We start from the raw sequence: 19,847 nt of genomic DNA, 5'->3' as shown, positions 1-19,847 counted from the left end.
TGATGTGTTTTCCCTCATGAGAGGCGGTTCAGGACAAAGTCGAGCGTGTCAGATGGCGGGAGCGGCGGATGAGGTGGGCGGCGGCGGCGGCAAACAGCAGGAATGCGGAACCGGGCTCCGGCACCACAGCCGTTTGCAGGCTGAAACTGGGCGGCACTGCGGAGAACCCGCCCGCTCCCTGCACATTGTTCACGCCGCCGATGATCGCCTCGTCGGCATCCGCCAGTTGATAGTCGCTGTCAGGCGTGACTCCGTTCGGATCAGGAAACAGCCAGTTGCTGTTCAAGTTCCCCGCAGGATTGGAGTCTGTCACCAGCGCCCACTCACTGGAGGGCACGATGGTCTTGGAGTTGTAAGCCCAGAGATAGACCTTTTCGCCATCTGCAAACTGATCCAGCGGGTTGGCGTCCGGCGAATCGGAGCCGCTGGAGGCATTGTGGTTCACCGTGCCGGCAAAGAACCCGAACTCGGTGTTCCAGCCCTCGGGATCTCCATCAAAAGCATCGGCTGGCGTCGGATCATACGCACGGTCAAAGACCTTCCAGTTCGCCACCCATTGATCGATGTTTTGATACGTCGGCACGAAAGAGCCGAAGGAGCCGATCTCAAAAGAATAGCCTCCATCCAGCGGCTGGCCGTTGCTGTCCAGCAGCAGCGGGGGGCCGGCAGGAAACGGACTGCCCCAGAAGATGGTGCCCGCACCAGCGGTGCCGCACATCCAGGCCAGCGCCAGACTCAGGGCGAGGAAGGGTTTGAGGTAGGAGCGTGTTTTCATAAGGCGGGATCGGGTGGAAAATCGCATCACAGAGCCATCGAGAGAGCCGTAGCCATCCTCTTGAGGGTCAGAGCAATGCCAAAATAATCCATGTATATTATAATTATAATAACAAGCAGACTGGATACAAGCCACTTTTGAGAATTGTTATTCCAACCCTAAATATTTACTTACCCACAGCGCCCTGCGTCTCTCACCTCGTCCTTTTCACCTCCGCCGCGCCCCTTCCCACCCCAGCAGCGCCCGTTTCCGCTCCCATCCCCACCGATACTGCCCCATCACCCCGGTTTCCCGGATCACCCGATGGCACGGGATCAAAAAAGCCAGCGGATTGCTCCCCACCGCCGTTCCCACCGCCCGCGCCGCACTCGGCTGCCCAATCGCCGCCGCCAGATGGCCGTAACTGACCACCGCCCCGGGCGGCACCTTCAAAAGAGCACGCCAGACCCGAACCTGAAACTGCGTTCCCCGCACCAGCGCCTTCAAATCCGCCCTCTGCCCCATTTGAAACACCTGCGCCGCCATTTCCCGCGCAAAAGCATCGTCCCAGCGCACTTTCGCCCTCGGCCACGCACGCTCGATCTCCCCGCGCTCCTCATTTTCGACAAAACCCAGGTGGCACACCCCACGCGGCCCGTTCCCGAGACAACACAGCCCAAACGGCGTCTCCGCAAAGCCTGCGTCAATCGTCCACCCTTCCCCGCCCGCCTTGATCTCCCCCGGCGTCGCCGCCTCCAGCGTCACACACAGATCATGCAGCCGTCCAGGCGATGACAAACCCGCGTCCAACGCTGCATCCAGCACACTCGCGCCCCGCCGCAGCCGTTCCCGTGCAAACTCGGCCGTCAGACATTGCAGGAAATCCTTCGGCGTCACCCCCGCCCAGCGTGAAAACAAACGGTGAAAATGTCCCTCGCTCAGCCCCGCCACCTGCGCCAGCACCTCCAACCCCGGCTGCTCCAGGTGATGCGCGTCCAGATAGCGGATCACCTCCGCCACACGTTCATAATCATTCATGCGCCGAATGTGACGAGACCCGAAGCCCAGGCCACCCGGTTCTTGCGGTCTCATCAATCTATGAAGATGGACGGATGAAAAATCTCGACAAGAAGCCTCCACCGTCTCAATTTTTTTGCGCATCACTCAGGACGCCCCGCATGCCCAGAAAACTCTCACCCCTGCTGTTCGTCCTCATTTTTGCCGCCCTGTCCTGCGGTAAATCCGGTCGCCAGCATTCAGAAGTCATGCCTCCTCCAGAAAACAGCATTCGCATCGATCTGGAACTGATCTTCGATGCTAACAACGAAGGTGATGTGGATGTCGTCTTGGAAGCGTTTAACCGACTTGACGCTGCGGCTGCGCCAAAAGACCTGCCAGACCTCTTGAACGCGCTCAAGTCACCAAAAAACAACTTTTGGACGCGTGAACTCATCGCGCAGCCAGTCGCCAGACTTGGCGGTGTCGCCTGCTTGGAAGAGTTGATTGCGGCTCTCTCCAAAGGTTTCGCCGAAGGACACGACAATGATGGTCTTCAAACCAGCCTCATCATGCTTGCCGAGCAGAACCCGGAAAAATGCCGGCAGAAGCTCGTCGAGTTAATGAGCCGCTCCGATTTCAAACATCGAAAGCATGCCGAATGGCTGATGGAGTTCATCAAGTGAATCATCGGCCTGTGCAGGCGATTCTGATCACACCGTCTCAAAGAACAGCGTGAACTCATGCCGGTTGTAAGTCAGGTGCGTCTGCGCAAAGGGCTTCAGCCCTGCCGCTTTCGACATCGACACGATCAGCCGGAACAGCTCGCACGGCTCCTCCACATTCTCGATGCGCGGCACTTTCAGCGTGAAGACCACCAGCCCGCCTTTCTTCAGCGAGCGTGAGAGCCGGATGACCTGTTCGATGGACTCCTCCGGCGGCCCGTTCATGTCACACAGCAGCGCGTCAAAGGTCGTTCCAGCTCGCGGTTGAAACGTCGCCACGTCTTCGAGCACAAACTTCAATCCCGGGCGGTTATCCAGCCGCTTGTCCAGCGGCGCACGATCAATCGCCGTCACCCGTTGGCCGCGTGCGAGCAGTTCGGAAGTCATCCCGCCCGGACAAGCTCCCAGTTCGAGCCAATGACTGCCTTCCTTGAGCGGCGGTCGGTAGAGCAGCAGGTAATGCAGCGCCTCGGCGATCTTCGCGCCCGCACGACTGATCGTGTCCGGCGCGTCCTGGTCGATGTACTTGCTGCCGCCGGCATAAAGTCCATTCGAGGCACGCGGACTCTGCATGCCGCAAAATAATCCCTCCTTGCCCAGTAGGCAGAACAGCGTCTCCGCCGTCGCATCCTGCTCCTCCACCGTGTTTGCGGCCAATTTCGAGAACAATTGCAGCACGCGACCACGCAGATTCGAAGCCAGGCCCTTGTAATACTTGTCCGGCGACGTCGGCTGCAGCGTGCCGATGAAAATGCCCTGCGGATTCCTGTCCCCAAACTTCTTGAGGAGCGTTTGCGCCGCCTTTTCGATGAAACCGTCCATCTTCTGCGCATTGCATGGCCAGGTGTGGTCCATCGGCAGGTTCCACCGCGCAAACTTAGCCGCCTCCGAGCGCTGAACCGCCTCCGGCGTCGCCGTCTTGATCAAATAATAGTCCTGCCCCAGCCGCGTGCTCGAAACCGCTCCAAACCGCTGCAACACCTCCGGCGCGATCCCTTCAAAAATCTCCGGGATGCGCACCAGCCAGGGCTTCAGATGAGTGGCTTCGTTATTGGCAGCGTTCGTCATGTGCCCATGCACTCGCCTCGGCACACGGTCAGTGCAAGCAGGTGCCATTAATCCTTGGCGAATCCCATTCCCTTTCTACCCTCCGCGCCCCGCATGTCCGTCAAGCTCCGCCTCAACACCGCCACCGTCACCAACGTCGTCCTCGCCAAGGTCGGCAATCCTCAGCGCGAAGAGCCGCTGCAAACCTCCCGCGAAGTCTTCAAGGTCGCCGAAGAAGACCAAGAAAACCTCACCGCGCTCTTCATCAAGCCCTTTAAAGCCTGCATCGCCCATCGCTTCACGCATCACACCTCGCTCGCCCAGCACGAGGTGAACAACTGCGCCAAGGCCATCTTTGCCGACGAGGACAATCTCCTCGCCAAAGGCGTCGAAATCGCCCAGCGGCTCTACGCCAAGTCCAATCACCCCAACATCAAAGCCGGCGATCTCTGCATCGCCATGCTCAAGGAAGTCCACATCGAGGGCGAGTTGGTGAATGGCCTCTGCATCCTAAAAAGCGACAGCGTGGTGCCCTTCCTCACCATCACGCCGCGAAATGGCGACCTCCAGCTCAGCACCGAGCACGGCATCAATCCCGACAAGATCGACAAAGGCTGCCTCATCCTCGATCACTGGGCCGAAAAAGGTTATTACGTCCTCACCTTCGACCGCAGCGGCAGCGACTCCCGCTTCTGGGTCCGCGAATTCCTCGGCGTGGAGGCCGTGCCAGACGCCGCCTTCCTCACCAATGCCTACGCGAAGATGGCCGTCTCTTTCCTCGAAGAGCAAAAGGCCGCCGATGACGACACACCACCCTGGGAAACCGCGAACGCCGCCAAAGACGCGCTCGATTACTTCGAAGACCGCGAAAAATTCGAGCTCCAGGAGTTCGAGCAGGAAGTCCTCAAATCTCCCGACGCCATCGCCCAATTCCAGGAGCACCGCGCCCGCGTCGAGGAAGAGCAAGGCCAACCTCTGGAGACCAGCTTCGAAATCTCCAAGAAAGACCTCACCAAGGCCAAAAAACGCATCGCCGCCGTCCTCCGCCTCGACACCGGCGTCGAAATCCACATCAAGCCCGGCAGCAGCGACGCCGATCCCCAAATCGAACGCGGTTACGACGACAAAAAGGGCATGAAGTTCGTGAAGGTTTATTACAACAAAGACGTCAGCGCGAGTTGATCGCTTTTTGAGGCCCCATGAACCCGAACGCCGATCCCGACTCCCCACAGCGCCTGTGGAAAATGGGCCGTGTGGTGCTCCAGCGTGAAACCGCGCATCGCGGCGGCAAAACGGTCATCGTCATCAAAGACTTCGCCACGCACCTGCCGGTGTCCGTCATCGAGACCATTGCCAAACGCGTGCGTGCTGCCTGCGGCTGCGGGGGTACCGTACGGGACAAGCGCATTGAGATTCAAGGCGATCAGCCCGCCAAAATTCGTGCGGTGCTCGAAGCTGAAGGTTTTGAAGTTCGCGGGGTGAAATAGAAGCCTCCGCTTGCGGCGCTTCCTGCTTCCGCTATCCCATGGTCATGCGTTTCGTTCGCACGCGCTGGATCTTCGCCCTGCTGAGCCTGCTGGTCAGCATCTGGCTCATGACCGCCGCGTTCAAGATCAACGGCCTTGGGGCGGCGGGGCACATCATCTTCAGCATGACCGCCTTCATCATGGCGGTTCTGCTGATCGCGCCTGAAACGGCCTTCCGCATTGCCGAATGGATCAGCCGCCCGTTCGCGGAGCTGTTCTTTCCAAGCGAAGAATTCAAGAAGCCGCCGCTGTCCTACAAGATGGCCCGCCGCTATGCCAGCACGCGGCGTTTCGAGGAGGCCGCAGCCGAATACGAAAAGATCATCCATTACCATCCGCAGGAACATGACGCTTATGTGGAGCTGCTGGAGGTGGCGAAGAAGCTCGGGGACGACAAGCTCCACGCCAAGTGCGCCCATGTGCTGCGGCACCGCTTTCATGAAGAGGTGCCGCCGATGCCAGAGACAGAATCCGACTCTGGTTAGCGCCCCACATGCACCCGGGTGTCATATTCAAAGCACACCCGGCCAGAGACCTGATGCGCGTCAAAAATACGGCGCAGCCTGACGATCATCTCATCATGGCGCGGCCCACCTTCGGCAGGAGCGTAGGAACTGGAGAGGAGACGGCCTTTGAGGCCCTCGAAGTCGAAGTGCTGCTCATTCGGAAACGTGTGGGTGGCATGTGGCCCCACAAAGAACCGGCCCAGCGCTCCTGCGTCGATGTTCTCATGCCGCACCTGGGCGTAATCAGTGGCAAAAGTGAGCAGCAGGTTCTCGTAGGCGCGCAGGAAGGGCGTGGCGTCGAGTTTGCGCTCATTCCAGATGAGCACGATGTGTCCCTGTGGTTTCAATATGCGGCTGAACTCGGCACGGGTCTCGGGTGTGTTGAACCAATGAAAAGCCTGCGCCGCCACGACGAAATCAACACTGTGGTCCGGCAGCGTGGTGGCTTGGGCGCTGCCATTCACACTGTGAAAGCCCCCATGGTGGCTAAGAAGACGCTCCGCCGCCTCGCGCATCTCGCGATTTGGCTCCACGGCATGCACGGTGCAGCCAAAACGCAGAAACAAGTCCGTTGAGATGCCCGTGCCGGAACCGACATCGGCGATGATCGTGGCGGGTGTGAGGCCAGCCTCACGTTGTAGCATCGCGATGATCTCCTGCGGGTAGTTGGGCCGATAACGGACGTAGTTCTCGACGCGGCTGGAGAAGCGTTGCTCGGGACTTTGCATGCTGCGACGATGGCGGGCGTGGGCCGGAAAACAAGTTGCCAGCCCCCACGCGGCTGCTAACGCTCAAATCATCCAACTATGATCGTCGCCCCCAAAATCCGTGGATTCATCTGCACCACCGCGCATCCGACCGGTTGTGCCAAACACATCGCTGACCAGATCGCTGTCGTCAAAGGACGCGGCCCCATTGCCAACGGGCCGAAGAAGGTGCTCGTGATCGGTTCCTCCACCGGCTACGGCCTGTCCTCTCGCATCGCGGCGGCGTTTGGGTCAAACGCGGCCACCATCGGTGTGTTCTTTGAAAAACCCGCAGAAGCTGATCGCTGCGGCACCACGGGCTGGTACAACTCCGCCGCCTTTGAAAACGAGGCCAAGGCCGCCGGTTTGTATGCGCGTTCATTCAACGGCGACGCTTTCTCCGATGCGATGAAGGCGGAAGTCATTGAAGCGATCAAGCAGGACCTCGGACAGGTCGATTGCATCGTTTACAGCCTCGCCTCGCCTCGTCGTACGCATCCGAAGACCGGTGAGGTCTTCAAGTCGGTGCTCAAGCCCATCGGCAGCGCGTCCTACACGAACAAGAACCTCAACACCGGCACCGGCGTGGTCAATGAAGTGACCATCGAGCCTGCCAACGACGACGAGATCGCCCAAACCATCGCCGTCATGGGCGGTGAAGACTGGGAGATGTGGATTGATGCGCTGCTTGCCGCCGGCGTGGTCGCCGAAGGCACACAAACCGTGGCCTACAGCTACATCGGACCAGAAGTGACCTGGCCGATCTACAAGAACGGCACCATCGGCCGCGCCAAAGAAGACCTGGAGCGTGTGCAGCGCGTGCTCGACACCAAGCTGGCCGCCATCAAGGGCAAGGCCTGGGTTTCCGTGAACAAGGCACTCGTCACGCAGGCCAGCTCCGCGATTCCTGTGGTGCCGCTCTACATCTCGCTGCTCTACAAGGTCATGAAGGCCGACGGCACTCATGAGGATTGCATGGAGCAGATGGACCGCCTCTTCCGCGAGCGCCTCTACAACGGCAATCCGCAGCCGGATGAGGCCGGCCGCATCCGTGTCGATGACTGGGAGATGGCTCCTGCCGTGCAAGCACTCGTCGGCAAACGCTGGGCCGAGGTGAATACCGAAAACTTCGCCGAACTCGGCGATTTCGAAGGCTACCAGTCCAGTTTCTTGCGTCTCTTCGGCTTCGGTCTCGAAGGCGTGGATTACGAGGCGGATGTCGATGTGAACGTCCGCGTGCCGTCGCTGGCGTAAGTTCTTTGTATTGTAGTTCCGCCTTCAGGCGGCTCCGGGCGCATCGCCTGACCGCCTGAAGGCGGAACTACAATGCGCGGAACTACAATGCGCGGAAATCAATGAGCGCGTTTGCGCGTGAGCATGATCTCATTGCCCTCGGGGTCCACGCACATCGCCAGATGCGGAGGCTCGCCGTTTTCGGGCTGCGGCTCACGCGTGAGCTGGCCGCCTGCGGCGACGATTTCGCGTGCGCCTTCGATCACATCCGGCACCTGGAAGCTCAGGCCCGTCCAGGTGCGGTTGCCTTCGCCGCCGCCGTGAATGCCGATGATGCCATCGCAGATGGACACCTCGCTGATGATGTCGTTCTGCTTGAGAATGGTGCCACCGAAGACCTGCGCGTAGAAATTCACGGCGCGGTTCATGTCGGCGGCCCAGATGACGTATTTGAGGCGTTCTACTTTCATGTGCGTCGTCAGTGCCGCAGTTCAGACGACGAGAACAGTGAATTCTGCGCTCAACTCGCGCCGCTACCGCGAATCACGGCGGGAAGTGTCTGCGCGAGGATCTTCAAATCGAGCCAGAAGGACCAGTTGTCGATGTACTTGAGGTCGAGCGCGACCCACTCCTCGAAGTTCTTGATGCCGTTGCGTCCGGTGACCTGCCACAAGCAGGTAAGGCCGGGTTTGACGCTCAGGCGACGGCGCTGCGCGTGCTTTTCGATGCGCTGAATCTCATAAACAGGCAGTGGTCGCGGGCCGACGAGGCTCATGTCTCCGCGCAGCACGTTGATGAGCTGCGGCAGCTCATCAATGCTGGTGCGACGCAGCCAGCGTCCAAAGGCGAAGATGCGGGGATCGTTGGTGATCTTGAAAACGGGGCCGTCCATCTCGTTGTGCGCTTCGAGTCCGGCGCGCTGAGATTCGGCATCCACATGCATGGTGCGGAACTTCCACATGACGAACGGCTTGCCATAGTGCCCGGCGCGTTCCTGCCGGAAAAACACCGGCCCACGCGAACTGAGGCGGATGCCCGCCATGGCGACAAGCCAGAACGGCAGCGACAGCAATAGCAGGACGAACGCGCCCACACGATCAACGATCGCCTTGCACAGCAGCTCCCAAGAGGCCTGGGGTGTGGTGTGAAACACCAGCATGAGACGTCCTCCCAGCATGTCGAACGTCGGCCGTGCGATGGCGGTCTGGAAGAAATCAGCGGCGATCCAGGCCTCGACGCCCTCGGTCTCGCAGGCCTGCACGGCTTCCTCGATCTTGCTGAAATGCACATGCTGCGCGGCAAACAGCACCCGGCTGACCGAGTGCTCGTGCAGCGCCGCCACCAAGTCCGAGATGGGGCGTTGCATGATATCGATCTGGTCAAAAACGTCGATCCCGGCCCACTGGTCGGCTTCCATGCCCGCGAGAAAAGCCGCCATATCCTCCTTTTCCCCGGCGATGATGACGCGTTCGCGGCCCTTTCCGGAGGCCATGCGGCGGTGCAAGGCCTCACGCTGCCAAGATTCGCGCAAGAGCAGGGACAGCGCACCCAGAGCCACTGAGAAAACCACGACGGCCCGGCTTTCCACCGACCATTTGAAGAACACCACGCAAAAGGCCACCGCCACCCCGATGATGACCAGCCCCTCGACGAGCTGCCACACCGACCTGCCGACCGTCTTGTGATGGATGTTCGAGTAAAAACCCCGCGACTCCAACACGATGGGCATGAAAGGTGCCACGACCGCGATCACCCAGTAGAATTTCTCCAACGGCGGAATCGCCTCGACCTCCGGCATGAACACCGGAACAACCGCAGAGCGCAGGAAATGCCCAAACCACAAGCAAAACGCCAGAAGGGCGCTATCGAGCAGTTCAGTGAGCTGCAAATTGATTTCTTGCTTCCGGCCAAGCATAGTGAAGAAGACTACTGCTTAAAATTTGTCAGTTAGTGTTAAAATTATATTAAGCCTAGCCAATGGCACAACTCGTTTCCTCCAAAAACTTGCTCATGTCCTCTCGGCCTCTTGCCGTGGGGGCCATCTCCGATGCTGCGGGCTTGGAGCACTTCTGCACGCTAGATGCGACCGCACGGGCGGCGCTGTGTGATGTGGCGGAACTGCGGCTGGATCTGCTCAAGCTGCCTGCGGCGGACTTGCGTGCCCAACTAGCTGGCAACGAGGTGCCGCTGCTGCTAACCGCGCGACATCCCGCAGAAGGCGGGCAAGGACCGGAAGATCCGGCCGGCCGCGCCGCCATGATCGAGCCGCTGCTCGATCTCGCCGCGCTCATCGACCTGGAACTGCGCAGCGTCATGCAGATGCAGGGCACGATTCAGAAGGCGCGGGCTATTGGCGTGCCGGTCATTGGCTCCTTTCACGATTTCCAGGCCACCCCCTCCGATGACGTTCTGCTGGGCGCGGTGAGTTTCGCCCAACAGGCCGGCCTCGATGCCGTGAAGTTCGCCACCTACCTGAACACGCAGAATGATTTGATCCGCCTCATGAGGCTGGCCGGAGGCACGCACCGCCTGCGCCTGTCCGTCATGGGCATGGGGCCGTGGGGCCGTGTGTCGCGACTGGTGCTGGCAAAATGTGGCAGCCTGCTGAATTACGGCTTCATTGGCACATCAAACGCGCCCGGCCAATGGTCTGCCGCCCGCCTGAAGGAACTTCTTCTCGAACTTTAAAATGATTCTCCCCCTCCCTCTTCAAAACGCAGGCCGTGTTCTGGCCGCCGGTCTTTTCTGCGCCGCCCTTGCCGGCTGCGATGACCCGAAGCGCGAACAGCAGCTCCAGTGGCGCGAGGAGGAGGCTGAGGCCAAAATCGCCACCGTCGCAAAGCGCGAGCAAGCCATGGCGGCCGAACGCCAGCGCATCGAGCAGGAGAAATCCCAGATCGCCGCGCGTGAGGCCCTGGTGGAACAACTCAAGACGCAACTGGCCGAGGAACTGGAGAAAACGAAGAAAGTCCGCCGCGAGATCGAGATCAAAAACCTTCGCGGCCCCATCCCGCAGATCACCGCCCTGCGCTGCATCGTCATCGACGCCGAGAGTGACGATGTTTTGTTTGAAAAGAACCCGGATCAGAAGGGAGCCATCGCCAGCACCACGAAAATCATGACCGGGCTTCTCGTCGTCGAGGCGGGTGATTTGGACAAGATCATCACCGTCGATCTGAGCGACACGCAGTGCGCCCCGGTGCGCATCGGCCTCAAAGTCGGCGAGACTTACACGCGCCGCCAGCTTCTCACCGCCATGATGGTGAAAAGCTCCAACGACATCGCCCAGGCGCTCGCCCGTGACAATGCCGGCAGCGTCGCCGCGTTTGCCGACAAGATGAACGCGCGCGCCAAGGCGCTCGGCCTGGAGAACACTTTCTTCGTCAATCCGCACGGTCTTCCCTCCACGACCGACAAGGATCCTTACAGCAGCGCGCGCGATCTGGCCGCCATCGCCAAGGCGGCCGACAAGCTGCCGGATCTCCGCAAGATCGTGAAGCTGCAGAACTACAAGTTCACCAAACCTGACGGCAAATCCATCGACCTGGCCAACACCAACCGGGTGCTGCGCACCGCCAGCTACTGTGACGGCATGAAAACCGGCTACACCGACGCCGCGGGCTACTGTCTCGTGGCCACTGGCGAGCGCAATGGACGACGCCGCATCGTCGTGGTGCTCAACGACACCAGCGAAGGCGTCTGGAAGGACGCCCAGTCCCTGCTCGACTGGGCGCTGAAGGCATAGCCGCGTCGGTTATCTGGCCGTCCGCCCCGCATCAGCACCGCCACCGCCGCCAGCGGGACGACTGCCCGCCTCGCGGTCAAGGACGAGGAGGCTGGCGGGATCGTTGCCGGCGAGTTTGAGACGGTCGAGCATGTCGCGCACGATCTTCTCCTCTTCCATCTGCTCGTTGAGGAACCAAAGCAGAAGATTCTTCGAAGCGTGGTCTTTGACTTGTTCGGCGACCTCGTAGAGATCGTTGATCTGCTGGGTGACCTTCTCCTCCTGCTTCAGGCTCTGTTGAAAGACATCGAGCGGTGACTTGAAGTCCGCCTTCGGTTTGGCGATGGGCTCCAGCTCGACCTTGGCGTCGCGGTCGGCGAGATATTGGTAAAACTTCAGCGCATGCATGGTTTCCTCGCGGCTCTGGGTGAACATCCACTGGGCAAAGCCTGCATACGGCGTCTGCTCAAACCACGCTGCCATGGCGAGGTAAACATAGCTGGAGCTCATCTCGTTGTTGATCTGCTCGTTGAGGAGCTTGGTGAGTTTGGAATTGAGTGTCATGACGTGCGTTGGGTTGAGTGTGGCGTGATTGAACCAGCAGTGGGAACGCAAAGCAAGGCTGCTCGGATGGTTTTATTGCAGCTCAAGAACCGCCGCAAGACAGAGTAACGGACGAATCGCTTTCCTTTGGGCCGCTCCGCGCCACGATAAACGTCATCTGCGATGCCTGCCGACACCGCCTCCCAACCACACACACATCACCCCCAGGTCGTGCGGCGGAATTTCATCTGCCACTGCCTGGAGGGCGGCTTGTACATGGGCGGCGTGGCGTTTCTCCAGCCGGAGACGGTCATGCCCAAGATGGTGGAGCAGCTCGGCGGCCGTTCGGCCATCATCGCCATCATGCCGGCAATCCTGCCTGCCGCCTTCGCGATGGCGGGTCTGTTTGTCTCCCCCTTGGTGGAGCGGCTGACCAACTTCAAACCCTGGGTGATGACCTTTGGCCTGTTGCAGCGGCTGCCGTATCTCATCGCGGGACTGTTGCTGTGGTTCATGCAGGATGCGGGACCGTGGCTGCTGCCAGTGGTGGTGCTCACGCCGGTCATCTCCGGCCTCATCGGCGGTGTGGGTGTCGTGGCGTGGATGGAAATGGTCACCCGCATGGTACCGGAGCGTATTCGTGCGGCGGGTTGGGCGGCGCGCTACATCACCCAGGCATGCATCGGCATGGGAGCGGGCGCGGTAATCCAGCAGGTGCTCACGCATGCACCGGGGCAGCGCGGCTACGCGATGCTGCACCTCATCACCTTCGCGTTCCTTCTGCTGTCTTGGGTTTCGCAGGCGTTCATGCGGGAACTGCCCGCAGCGCATCATTACCACCCGCACGTTGGCTCCTACTGGGGCTATTTGAGAGGCCTGCCAGGCCTGCTGAAAGCCCAGCCAAGACTGCTACGGCTGATCGCGGTCCGTTTCACCGGCATGGGGTATCTCATGGTCGTCTCTTTTCTCACCCTGCATGCGCTGCACACCACCGGCCGGCCGGAGGCGGACGAGGGGCACTTCGTCTCGTTTCAAAACATCGGCACCATCCTCGGCAGCCTGCTGGCCGCGTGGCTGGGCTATCACAGCGGTGGAAAAGTGCTGCTCATCCTCTCCCGCATCATCTGCGTGGTGTTCTGCGCCTGGGTGTGCCTGACGCATTCATTCAGCGGCTTCACCGCCGCCTATTTCGTGCTCGGTTTCGGCCTGTTCCTCGACCGTGTGGGAGATCTGACGCTCACCGCCGAGCTTTGCCCGCCAGAACGCCGTTCCACGCTTCAAGCCATGCTCGGTTTCTGCAACGTGTGGGCGCTGCTGCTGGCCACGAGCCTGGGCGGCGTGATTTATTCGCTCAGCGGCTCGTTTCACCTCGTCGCGGCGCTCGCAGCGGTGTTTTCCCTGGTTTCGATTTTGATCCTGCGCGGAATCGCCGAGCCGCGTGGTGAAAGCGGGAGAATCTAATCACTCCGAGCACTCGATGGTCGCCCGCATCGAGACTCGGCACTCCGGCACGCGTTTGTCGGGCCCGTATTCCTCGACCTGCTGCTGACGCAACTCCGCCAGCTCCTTGTGAACCGTGGCAACGACGACACGCCCGCTGGCATGCACTTCCTTCGCCATTTTCAGCGCCAGTCCCTGCGCATGGCCGAAAATGGCGCCCAGCATCTCGATGACGTACTCATGCGTGTGGACATCGTCATCCCACAGGATCACATGCCATGGCGGCTCCAACGCAGGCGGCGCGGTCTGCGGCAGCGAGCGCGGCTTGTGCGGGGCCACCCGGGGCCGGGGCGGCGCGGGCGGTGCGCTGCGGATTTCAACAGAGGAGGGCATCTCCTCCTATTATGCCCTGTCCGCGTCTTCTCTCAAGCGCCACCCCGCACGCCTATGAGTGCGATTTCATCCGCGTGCGTTGCTTTGCGGCACTGAATGCTTGCCTTGGGACGGGAAACCATGGCAGTTTTTCCATCATGAATCCTTCCATCTGCCGCACTCTCAGCACGATTTGTTTCCAAGGGGGCATCCTGTCCATCCTGCTCTCCATCTGGATCTGGTGGTTCCTCAATGGCGACTCTCCCGAGGAGCAGGCGCACGCCGAACGTTTCGGCATTTTCGTCGGCCTGTGGGCGCCCACGTTGCTGATTCTCTCCAACCGCTTCGACCGCTACGCTGACAAAGCCAGGTCGCTGCCAGGGTTGAACGGAGATGAGACCAAAGAAAACGCGTGACCTCGCCTAAAGCGGCTCCCGCCCTGTCGCCTCAATGAACTGCTGGCGCAGGCTGTTGTAGGCATGCTGCCATTCATCAACCACGCGCTGTAGTTCCATCACCTGACGCTCCAGCGTACCGATACGCGACTGCTGCGAGGCATCCCCCGGCAGTTTTTTATCATCCGGCCACTGGGTGCCGACAAAGGTCGTGGCCGCGCTGCGCATGTGCTGCGGACTGGCCTGAAACCAGGACAGATCGGCCAGACGCTTCTCCGTGTTGTCCAGGCAGTTGATGATCGTCACATTCTCGTCGATCTCGCCCGTCGCGAGGAATTCCTGGATCGTGGCCACATTCGTCGGCCCATAGAGGTAGTTGTCCGGCATCTGCACCAGCAAATCCATCTGTAGCTCAGGGATCATCGGCGCTCGCTGCCAGCTCATGCGATTGTCGCTCGAAATCTTGTCCAGTGGCGAGATTTTCGCCTCCGAGGCCCAGCCACGCAGAGTTTCGAGATCGGTGGGGCCGAAGATTTCCTTGTCGGAGGCCTTGAGCAGATGCCAGGTGCGGTCGTGCATGCGCAGAGATAATCAAATTTGCCGCGCCTCGCCAAGTCCAAAGTGGACGAAATCCCTCGAAGCCCTCTTTTCCAAGCAAGACGGGCACATTATTGCCGTAACTCCGCGCCCCCATGACCCGCCCATTGCTGTTCCTGTTTCTCGCCCTCGCATGCCGCGCCATCGAACCCGCCGCGTTCACGATTAAAACGATGACCGCGCAAATGAAGTATGACACCGCCGAACTGCTCGTGCAGCCCGGCCAGCCGGTGAAAATCCTCTTTGAGAATGGCGATGACCTCCCGCACAACCTCGTCTTCTGCCAACCCGGCACCGACACCGCCGCCATGGCGATGAAGCAGATGGAAAAGCCCGACGAGGCGCTCAAGCGCAACTGGCTGCCCGATGACCCGCGCATCTGGCTGCACTCGAAGATGCTCAACCCTCATGAAAAGGAAAATCTGACCTTCACCGCGCCCGAAAAGCCAGGCACCTACCCCTACGTCTGCACCTTCCCCGGCCACGCGCTTACCATGCGTGGCGAGATGAAGGTCGCCCCGATGGGCGAGGGCCTCAAATATCTCCAATTCGCCCTCTACCTCGGCAACTGGTCCCAACTGCCCGATTTCTCGAAGCTCAAGCCACACCGCGAGGGCCAAGTCGATGACAACCTCATCCAGGTGAAACTCGACGACTACAAAAACGAGTTCGGTGTCGTCTTCACCGGCAAGATCATCGCCCCAAGAAAAGGTTCGTATCGCTTCTTCCTCTCCAGCGACGACGGCGCGCGCATCCTCATCGACGGCAAGGAAGTCGTCGCCTATGACGGCATCCATCCCGCCGGCGATATTAAGGAAAAGGGCATCCCGCTCGACAAAGGGGCGCACACCTTCCGCCTCGAATACTTCCAGGGCGGTGGCAACATTGAACTCTACGCCGCCTGGAAAGGCGCGGACTTCCAGATCACGCCGCTGTCGAAATGGCTGCATCCGAACTGGAAAGGCGGAGCCAAAAAGCAGAAGGAATTCGATCCCATTCCCCTCGTTGTGAAGGACGAGGCGGTCATCTACCGCAACTTCATCCAGGGCGCGGGCAATCGCGGCATCGGTGTCGGCTATCCTGGCGGTATCAACCTTGCGTGGAGCGCCGAAAGCATGAACCTCGTCCTCATCTGGCGCGGCGCTTTCATCGACGCCGCCAAGCACTGGAACTCGCGTGGCGGCGGCCATCAGGCCCCGCTCGGCTACGACGTGCTCCAGCCCACCGGCGAGGTCACGCCCGCGTTCCACATCACTGACAAGCCCGAGACCGCCTGGCCAGCCTACGACAAAGCGAAACGCCATGCCGGCTTTGAATGGAAAGGCTACACACTCGACACCAAACGCGCCCCGACCTTCCGCTACACCTGGCAGGAAGCCGAGATCGAGGAGACCTTCACCGCCGAAGGCAACGGCAACAAGCCCGACGGCAACGCCAAACTCATCCGCACCGTGAAAATCAACGGCAAGCTGCCGGCAAACGCTTGGTATCGCCTCGGCGTCGGCGCGTTTGAAGCCAAGGAGGGCGTTTTCACCTTCAAAGGCCCGCAGAAATACAGCATCGCCTCCAAAGACGCACAGCTCGCAGGTTCCAACCTCGTCATCCCCGCCAAACCCGGCACGATGACCATCACCTACCAGTGGGCCCAATAATCCTTCGCCATCGACCTCGCATGAACCGTCTTCTCTCTTTGCTACTCGCCATCAGCGCACCGCTTTTCGCCGCTGATCCTGTCGAAGCCGACTACTACAAGATCACTAGCTTCCAAACACCAACGGAAACCGCGCTCGAAGTCGGCTCCATCGACCTTCTGCCAGATGGCAGGCTCGTCATGGGCACGCGCCGCGGCGAAATCTGGATCGTCAGCGGTGCAGGCAGCGATGATCCCTCCAGCGTGAGCTACAAACTCTTCGCCAGCGGCCTGCACGAGGTTCTCGGCATCGCGTACAACCCGAAGGATAAAAACATCTACGCCACCACACGCTACGAGATCACCCGTCTCAAAGATGTCGATGGCGACGGACGCGCCGACGTCTTCGACAACGTGAACGATGGCTGGGGCGTCTCCGGCGACTACCACGAATACGCCATCGGCAGCCGTTTCGACAAGGCGGGCGACCTCTGGGTCACCCTCTGTCTCACCGGCTCCTTTAGCAGCGCGGTTCCCTTCCGTGGCTGGGCGCTGCGCATCAAGCCGGATGGCAAAATGGTCCCTACATGCAGCGGCATCCGCAGCCCCGGCGGCATGGGATTCGATGCCGATGGAGAGGTCTATTACTGCGACAACCAAGGCCCGTGGCATGGCTCATGCACGCTCCAGCACCTCGTCCCCGGCTCCTTCCAAGGCCATCCCGGCGGCAATGTCTGGTATGATCAAGCTCCGAACATGGGACCCAAGCCCATCGACCCCATCCCCGAAGCATTTCAGGGCGACCGTGGCCGAAAAGAAGCGCGCCCCGGTGGTGATCCTGGCCGCATGGTCAAGGAGCGAGAGCGCATCAAAGAACTCCTGCCGCCCGCCGTGTATCTCGTGCATGGCAAGATCGGCAACTCCGCCACCGCCATCATCTGCGACACCAGCGGCGGCAAATTCGGCCCGTTCAGCAAGCAGCTCTTCGTCGCCGACCAGTCCCACAGCAATCTCAGCCGCGTTTTCCTCGAAACCATCAACGGCATCAAGCAGGGCGTCGTCTTTCCCTTCCGCAGCGGCTTCCAGAGCGGCCTCATCGGCGGGCGCATGGATGAAGAAGGCCGCGTCTTTGTCGGCGGCAGTGACCGCGGCTGGGGTGCGCGTGGTGGGAAGCCCTTCTGCTTTGAAAAATGCGAGTGGACCGGCAAAACGCCCTTCGAGGTGCATGAGATGCGAGCTAAGCCTGACGGCTTTGAGCTTACCTTCACCCACGCGGTCGATCCGACCACCGCAGGCGACGTGAAGAGCTACTCAATGCGCGAGTTCACCTACGCCTACCGCGAGCAATACGGCGGCGACGAGATCGACGAGATCCTCCCGCATATCACCGCCGCCCAAGTCGCCGCAGATGGTAAATCCGTCCGCCTCACGATCTCACCGCTCACCAAGGGCCACATCCACGAGCTCCACCTCGACGGCGTCCGCAGCGCTGAAAAACTGCCGCTGTTGCACAACGTGGGTTATTACACGCTGAACGAAATCCCCAAATAGCGCACTCAGCTTGATGCCGCCTGTCTCGGACTGGAATTAAGCTCCTGCTGCACCACGTTGGCGAGGTCGGCAAAGCGTTGAATTGCGGTCTCGGAAAACTGACGCGGACGCGTGTCGATCAGGCAAAGAGTGCCCAGGCAGCCTCCCTTTTGGTGAAACAGCGGAAACCCCGCATAAAAACGAATGCGCGGTCCGCCTGTGACCAGTGGACTATCAGCAAACCTCTCATCCAGATGTGTGTCCGGCACGATCATCGGTTTGCGGCTCAAGGCGACATGGGCGCAGAATGCGACCTCACGTGAAGTTTCGCTCACATCGAGCCCCACGCAAGACTTGAACCATTGACGGTGCTCGTCCACCAGCGTGACCAAGGCGATGGGCACATCCGCCAGCGCGGCCGCCACCCGTGTGATACGGTCAAACCGCTCCTCAGGAGGCGTGTCCAGGATCGAAAGCTCACGCAGCGCGGTCAGTCGCATGTCTTCATCCTGCGGCAGCGGGGCGCGCAGCCAGCGGCAGGCGGAACGCATGAGCCAGGCCTGGATCTGCGCCTTGGCATACTGGGCTGAGAAAGGCGTGGTCAGCCATCCTGTCACGCCTGCGGACATGGCCTCACGCTCTTTTTCCTGTTTTCCGACAATGACGATGGGGACATCGGTGAGACGATGATCACCATCCATGCGTAGGCTTCGGCACACACTCAGACCGTCCATGTCCGGCGGGTTGTCTTCGACGATGATCAGTGACGGTGGCGAGGACTTCGCCGACTGAATGGTGTCCGCTCCATTGGAGACATGCACCGTGCGCACTCCTTCTGCAAAAGCCGCCTCGGCAAGCACCGCCGCCAGACCAGCGTCCGAAATCCCCAACAACACCGCTGAGTCTTTGATCGCGGGCGCGGCGGCAGATTTGGATGAGCCCGCTCCACGTTCGCCATGCCTGCTGGAACTGTGAAGTTGCACCAACTGCCCGTCGGCAGCGGCAAAGACTTCCATCTCTGATCCAGCCTTTTTCAGGTCGGAGCGTACGGCTTCGACGATCTTGTCGAGATCGGCATCTGTCCGGCTTGGGTCATGATGGGTGAAAGCCATCTGCGTCACACCCGCCATTCGTCCGATTTCAGCGACGTACTCCACCGGACTGTGACCCCAGCCCTTCTTGCTGGAGTACTCGGCATCGGTGAACTGCGCGTCATGGATCACCAAATCGGCCCCTGCCAGAAACTCGCTGTGCAGCCGGTCATCCTCATGAAGCGGCGCGGACTTCCCCGGGGTGCGCGAGTAAGGCTCGTGATCGCAGGCATACACCACGCAGGCATCCTTCGTCTCCAGCCGATAGCCAAGGGTCAGCGCCGGATGATTCAAAAAGCGCGTGCTGATGCGGATGTCATCAATCTCAAAACTGCCCTCGGCCAGATCATGAAAGCGGATGCTCGCCCCCAGTTCGTCGAGCGTGACTGGGAAATAAGAGTACTGCATCTGACCCGCGAGCGTTTCACGCAGCGACTGGCCCAGGCCGGCCGGCCCGTAGATGTCCCAGTGCCCACCCCGCACAAACAAAGGCGCAAAAAACGGAAATCCCTGGATGTGATCCCAGTGCGTGTGGCTGATCAGGATGCTGCCTCGCAGCGGGCCTGCGGCATGTGCCACAAGATGCTGCCCGAGATCATGCGCGCCGCTGCCGCAATCAATGATCACAACCGCGCCGCCCGGTGAGGTGACCTGCACACATGAGGTGTTTCCGCCGTATCGCAGCGTGCTGCGGCCAGGTCTCGGAATGGAACCCCGCGTCCCCCAAAACTGAACACATGTGGGATTTTTCATCGGCTGGGTGAGGAAGCGGGGTCAGACACTTGAGAACAGGCGGCCAGCCTTCGCATTGGCAACCAATTTCAACAACACAGCCATACGACAATCCACCATTTTGAAGGCTCCACCTTCCAGCACTTTGAAAACATGCATGGTTGTCACCCCTCCATCGTCAGATCGACAAACACGACGGAAACCAGCCTCCCGGTCTTCTGCGTGACTTCGAAGCTGTTCTTGCCTTCACGCAGCCATCA

The 19,847-nt window shown here is 60.4% G+C and carries 21 protein-coding genes; 11 read left to right on the top strand and 10 right to left on the bottom strand.

Annotated elements, in window-relative coordinates; all coding sequences use genetic code 11:
• Nucleotides 1–28: 28 nt before the first annotated feature.
• Both ACILSI_RS09985 and ACILSI_RS09980 read right to left on the bottom strand, forming a co-directional pair.
• Complete coding sequence (locus ACILSI_RS09985) at nt 29–775, bottom strand: PEP-CTERM sorting domain-containing protein (protein WP_395721731.1); 747 nt, start codon at nt 773–775, stop codon at nt 29–31.
• A 207-nt stretch (nt 776–982) separates the two neighbouring features.
• Nucleotides 983–1,792, bottom strand: a complete 810-nt coding sequence (locus ACILSI_RS09980) for a methylated-DNA--[protein]-cysteine S-methyltransferase (RefSeq protein WP_395721730.1) — start codon at nt 1,790–1,792, stop codon at nt 983–985.
• 74 nt (nt 1,793–1,866) lie between these two features.
• Here ACILSI_RS09980 and ACILSI_RS09975 point away from each other — a divergent pair, with 74 nt between their 5' ends.
• The gene (locus ACILSI_RS09975; protein WP_395721729.1) at nt 1,867–2,436 is read left to right on the top strand and encodes a hypothetical protein; all 570 of its coding nucleotides are present in this window, start codon (nt 1,867–1,869) and stop codon (nt 2,434–2,436) included.
• 27 nt (nt 2,437–2,463) lie between these two features.
• On the opposite strand, the gene ACILSI_RS09970 is transcribed toward ACILSI_RS09975, so the two are convergent.
• Nucleotides 2,464–3,543: an SAM-dependent methyltransferase gene (locus ACILSI_RS09970; RefSeq protein ID WP_395721728.1), complete on the bottom strand. Its 1,080-nt coding sequence runs from the start codon at nt 3,541–3,543 to the stop codon at nt 2,464–2,466.
• 93 nt (nt 3,544–3,636) lie between these two features.
• On the opposite strand from ACILSI_RS09970, the gene ACILSI_RS09965 reads away from it, so the two are divergent.
• Genes ACILSI_RS09965 through ACILSI_RS09955 form a run of 3 tightly spaced genes read left to right on the top strand, consistent with a single transcriptional unit; the run spans nt 3,637 to nt 5,533 of the window.
• On the top strand, nt 3,637–4,704 hold the full coding sequence (locus ACILSI_RS09965) for a nucleoid-associated protein (RefSeq protein ID WP_395721727.1): 1,068 nt from the start codon (nt 3,637–3,639) through the stop codon (nt 4,702–4,704).
• A gap of 17 nt (nt 4,705–4,721) precedes the next feature.
• Entirely contained in the window at nt 4,722–5,009 is a 288-nt protein-coding gene (locus tag ACILSI_RS09960) for a translation initiation factor (RefSeq protein ID WP_395721726.1), read from the top strand.
• Between the two features lie 44 nt (nt 5,010–5,053).
• Complete coding sequence (locus ACILSI_RS09955) at nt 5,054–5,533, top strand: hypothetical protein (protein WP_395721725.1); 480 nt, start codon at nt 5,054–5,056, stop codon at nt 5,531–5,533.
• Here the strand turns inward: ACILSI_RS09955 and ACILSI_RS09950 are convergent.
• Nucleotides 5,530–6,282, bottom strand: a complete 753-nt coding sequence (locus ACILSI_RS09950; RefSeq protein ID WP_395721724.1) for a class I SAM-dependent methyltransferase — start codon at nt 6,280–6,282, stop codon at nt 5,530–5,532. The genes ACILSI_RS09955 and ACILSI_RS09950 overlap by 4 nt on opposite strands.
• Nucleotides 6,283–6,360: 78 nt before the next feature.
• Between ACILSI_RS09950 and fabV the strand changes: the two genes are divergently transcribed.
• A complete protein-coding gene (gene fabV / locus ACILSI_RS09945) occupies nt 6,361–7,554 on the top strand; it encodes an enoyl-ACP reductase FabV (RefSeq protein WP_395721723.1) in 1,194 nt (397 codons plus the stop codon).
• A 98-nt stretch (nt 7,555–7,652) separates the two neighbouring features.
• On the opposite strand, the gene ACILSI_RS09940 is transcribed toward fabV, so the two are convergent.
• Both ACILSI_RS09940 and ACILSI_RS09935 read right to left on the bottom strand, forming a co-directional pair.
• Nucleotides 7,653–8,003 carry a VOC family protein gene (locus tag ACILSI_RS09940; protein ID WP_395721722.1) on the bottom strand — a complete coding sequence of 117 codons (351 nt, stop codon included), beginning with the start codon at nt 8,001–8,003 and terminating at the stop codon, nt 7,653–7,655.
• Nucleotides 8,004–8,053: 50 nt separating this feature from the next.
• Nucleotides 8,054–9,421 carry a sugar transferase gene (locus tag ACILSI_RS09935; protein ID WP_395721721.1) on the bottom strand — a complete coding sequence of 456 codons (1,368 nt, stop codon included), beginning with the start codon at nt 9,419–9,421 and terminating at the stop codon, nt 8,054–8,056.
• Nucleotides 9,422–9,543: 122 nt separating this feature from the next.
• Here ACILSI_RS09935 and ACILSI_RS09930 point away from each other — a divergent pair, with 122 nt between their 5' ends.
• Both ACILSI_RS09930 and ACILSI_RS09925 read left to right on the top strand, forming a co-directional pair.
• Nucleotides 9,544–10,221, top strand: coding sequence for a type I 3-dehydroquinate dehydratase (locus ACILSI_RS09930; RefSeq protein ID WP_395721720.1), 678 nt, complete (start codon nt 9,544–9,546; stop codon nt 10,219–10,221).
• Nucleotide 10,222: 1 nt separating this feature from the next.
• Entirely contained in the window at nt 10,223–11,278 is a 1,056-nt protein-coding gene (locus ACILSI_RS09925) for a serine hydrolase (RefSeq protein WP_395721719.1), read from the top strand.
• Between the two features lie 9 nt (nt 11,279–11,287).
• Here ACILSI_RS09925 and ACILSI_RS09920 read toward each other — a convergent pair whose 3' ends face one another.
• The gene (locus tag ACILSI_RS09920; RefSeq protein WP_395721718.1) at nt 11,288–11,821 is read right to left on the bottom strand and encodes a ferritin; all 534 of its coding nucleotides are present in this window, start codon (nt 11,819–11,821) and stop codon (nt 11,288–11,290) included.
• 162 nt (nt 11,822–11,983) lie between these two features.
• Between ACILSI_RS09920 and ACILSI_RS09915 the strand changes: the two genes are divergently transcribed.
• The gene (locus ACILSI_RS09915) at nt 11,984–13,261 is read left to right on the top strand and encodes an MFS transporter (RefSeq protein ID WP_395721717.1); all 1,278 of its coding nucleotides are present in this window, start codon (nt 11,984–11,986) and stop codon (nt 13,259–13,261) included.
• Here the strand turns inward: ACILSI_RS09915 and ACILSI_RS09910 are convergent, their stop codons facing one another.
• A complete protein-coding gene (locus ACILSI_RS09910; protein ID WP_395721716.1) occupies nt 13,262–13,633 on the bottom strand; it encodes an ATP-dependent Clp protease adaptor ClpS in 372 nt (123 codons plus the stop codon).
• Between the two features lie 137 nt (nt 13,634–13,770).
• Between ACILSI_RS09910 and ACILSI_RS09905 the strand changes: the two genes are divergently transcribed.
• Nucleotides 13,771–14,028 carry a hypothetical protein gene (locus ACILSI_RS09905; RefSeq protein WP_395721715.1) on the top strand — a complete coding sequence of 86 codons (258 nt, stop codon included), beginning with the start codon at nt 13,771–13,773 and terminating at the stop codon, nt 14,026–14,028.
• 6 nt (nt 14,029–14,034) lie between these two features.
• Here ACILSI_RS09905 and ACILSI_RS09900 read toward each other — a convergent pair whose 3' ends face one another.
• On the bottom strand, nt 14,035–14,586 hold the full coding sequence (locus ACILSI_RS09900; protein ID WP_395721714.1) for a hypothetical protein: 552 nt from the start codon (nt 14,584–14,586) through the stop codon (nt 14,035–14,037).
• 113 nt (nt 14,587–14,699) lie between these two features.
• On the opposite strand from ACILSI_RS09900, the gene ACILSI_RS09895 reads away from it, so the two are divergent.
• Together ACILSI_RS09895 and ACILSI_RS09890 are read left to right on the top strand one after the other, a co-directional pair.
• A complete protein-coding gene (locus tag ACILSI_RS09895; RefSeq protein ID WP_395721713.1) occupies nt 14,700–16,256 on the top strand; it encodes a PA14 domain-containing protein in 1,557 nt (518 codons plus the stop codon).
• 20 nt (nt 16,257–16,276) lie between these two features.
• On the top strand, nt 16,277–17,785 hold the full coding sequence (locus ACILSI_RS09890) for a hypothetical protein (RefSeq protein ID WP_395721712.1): 1,509 nt from the start codon (nt 16,277–16,279) through the stop codon (nt 17,783–17,785).
• Between the two features lie 5 nt (nt 17,786–17,790).
• Here ACILSI_RS09890 and ACILSI_RS09885 read toward each other — a convergent pair whose 3' ends face one another.
• Complete coding sequence (locus ACILSI_RS09885; RefSeq protein WP_395721711.1) at nt 17,791–19,512, bottom strand: GAF domain-containing protein; 1,722 nt, start codon at nt 19,510–19,512, stop codon at nt 17,791–17,793.
• Between the last annotated feature and the right edge of the window lie 335 nt (nt 19,513–19,847).

Origin of the sequence: Prosthecobacter sp. (genome assembly GCF_044232965.1) — a bacterium.
GTDB lineage: Bacteria > Verrucomicrobiota > Verrucomicrobiia > Verrucomicrobiales > Verrucomicrobiaceae > Prosthecobacter.
Note: the sequence above shows the minus strand (reverse complement) of the source record. Positions and strands in the feature narration are given on the sequence as shown.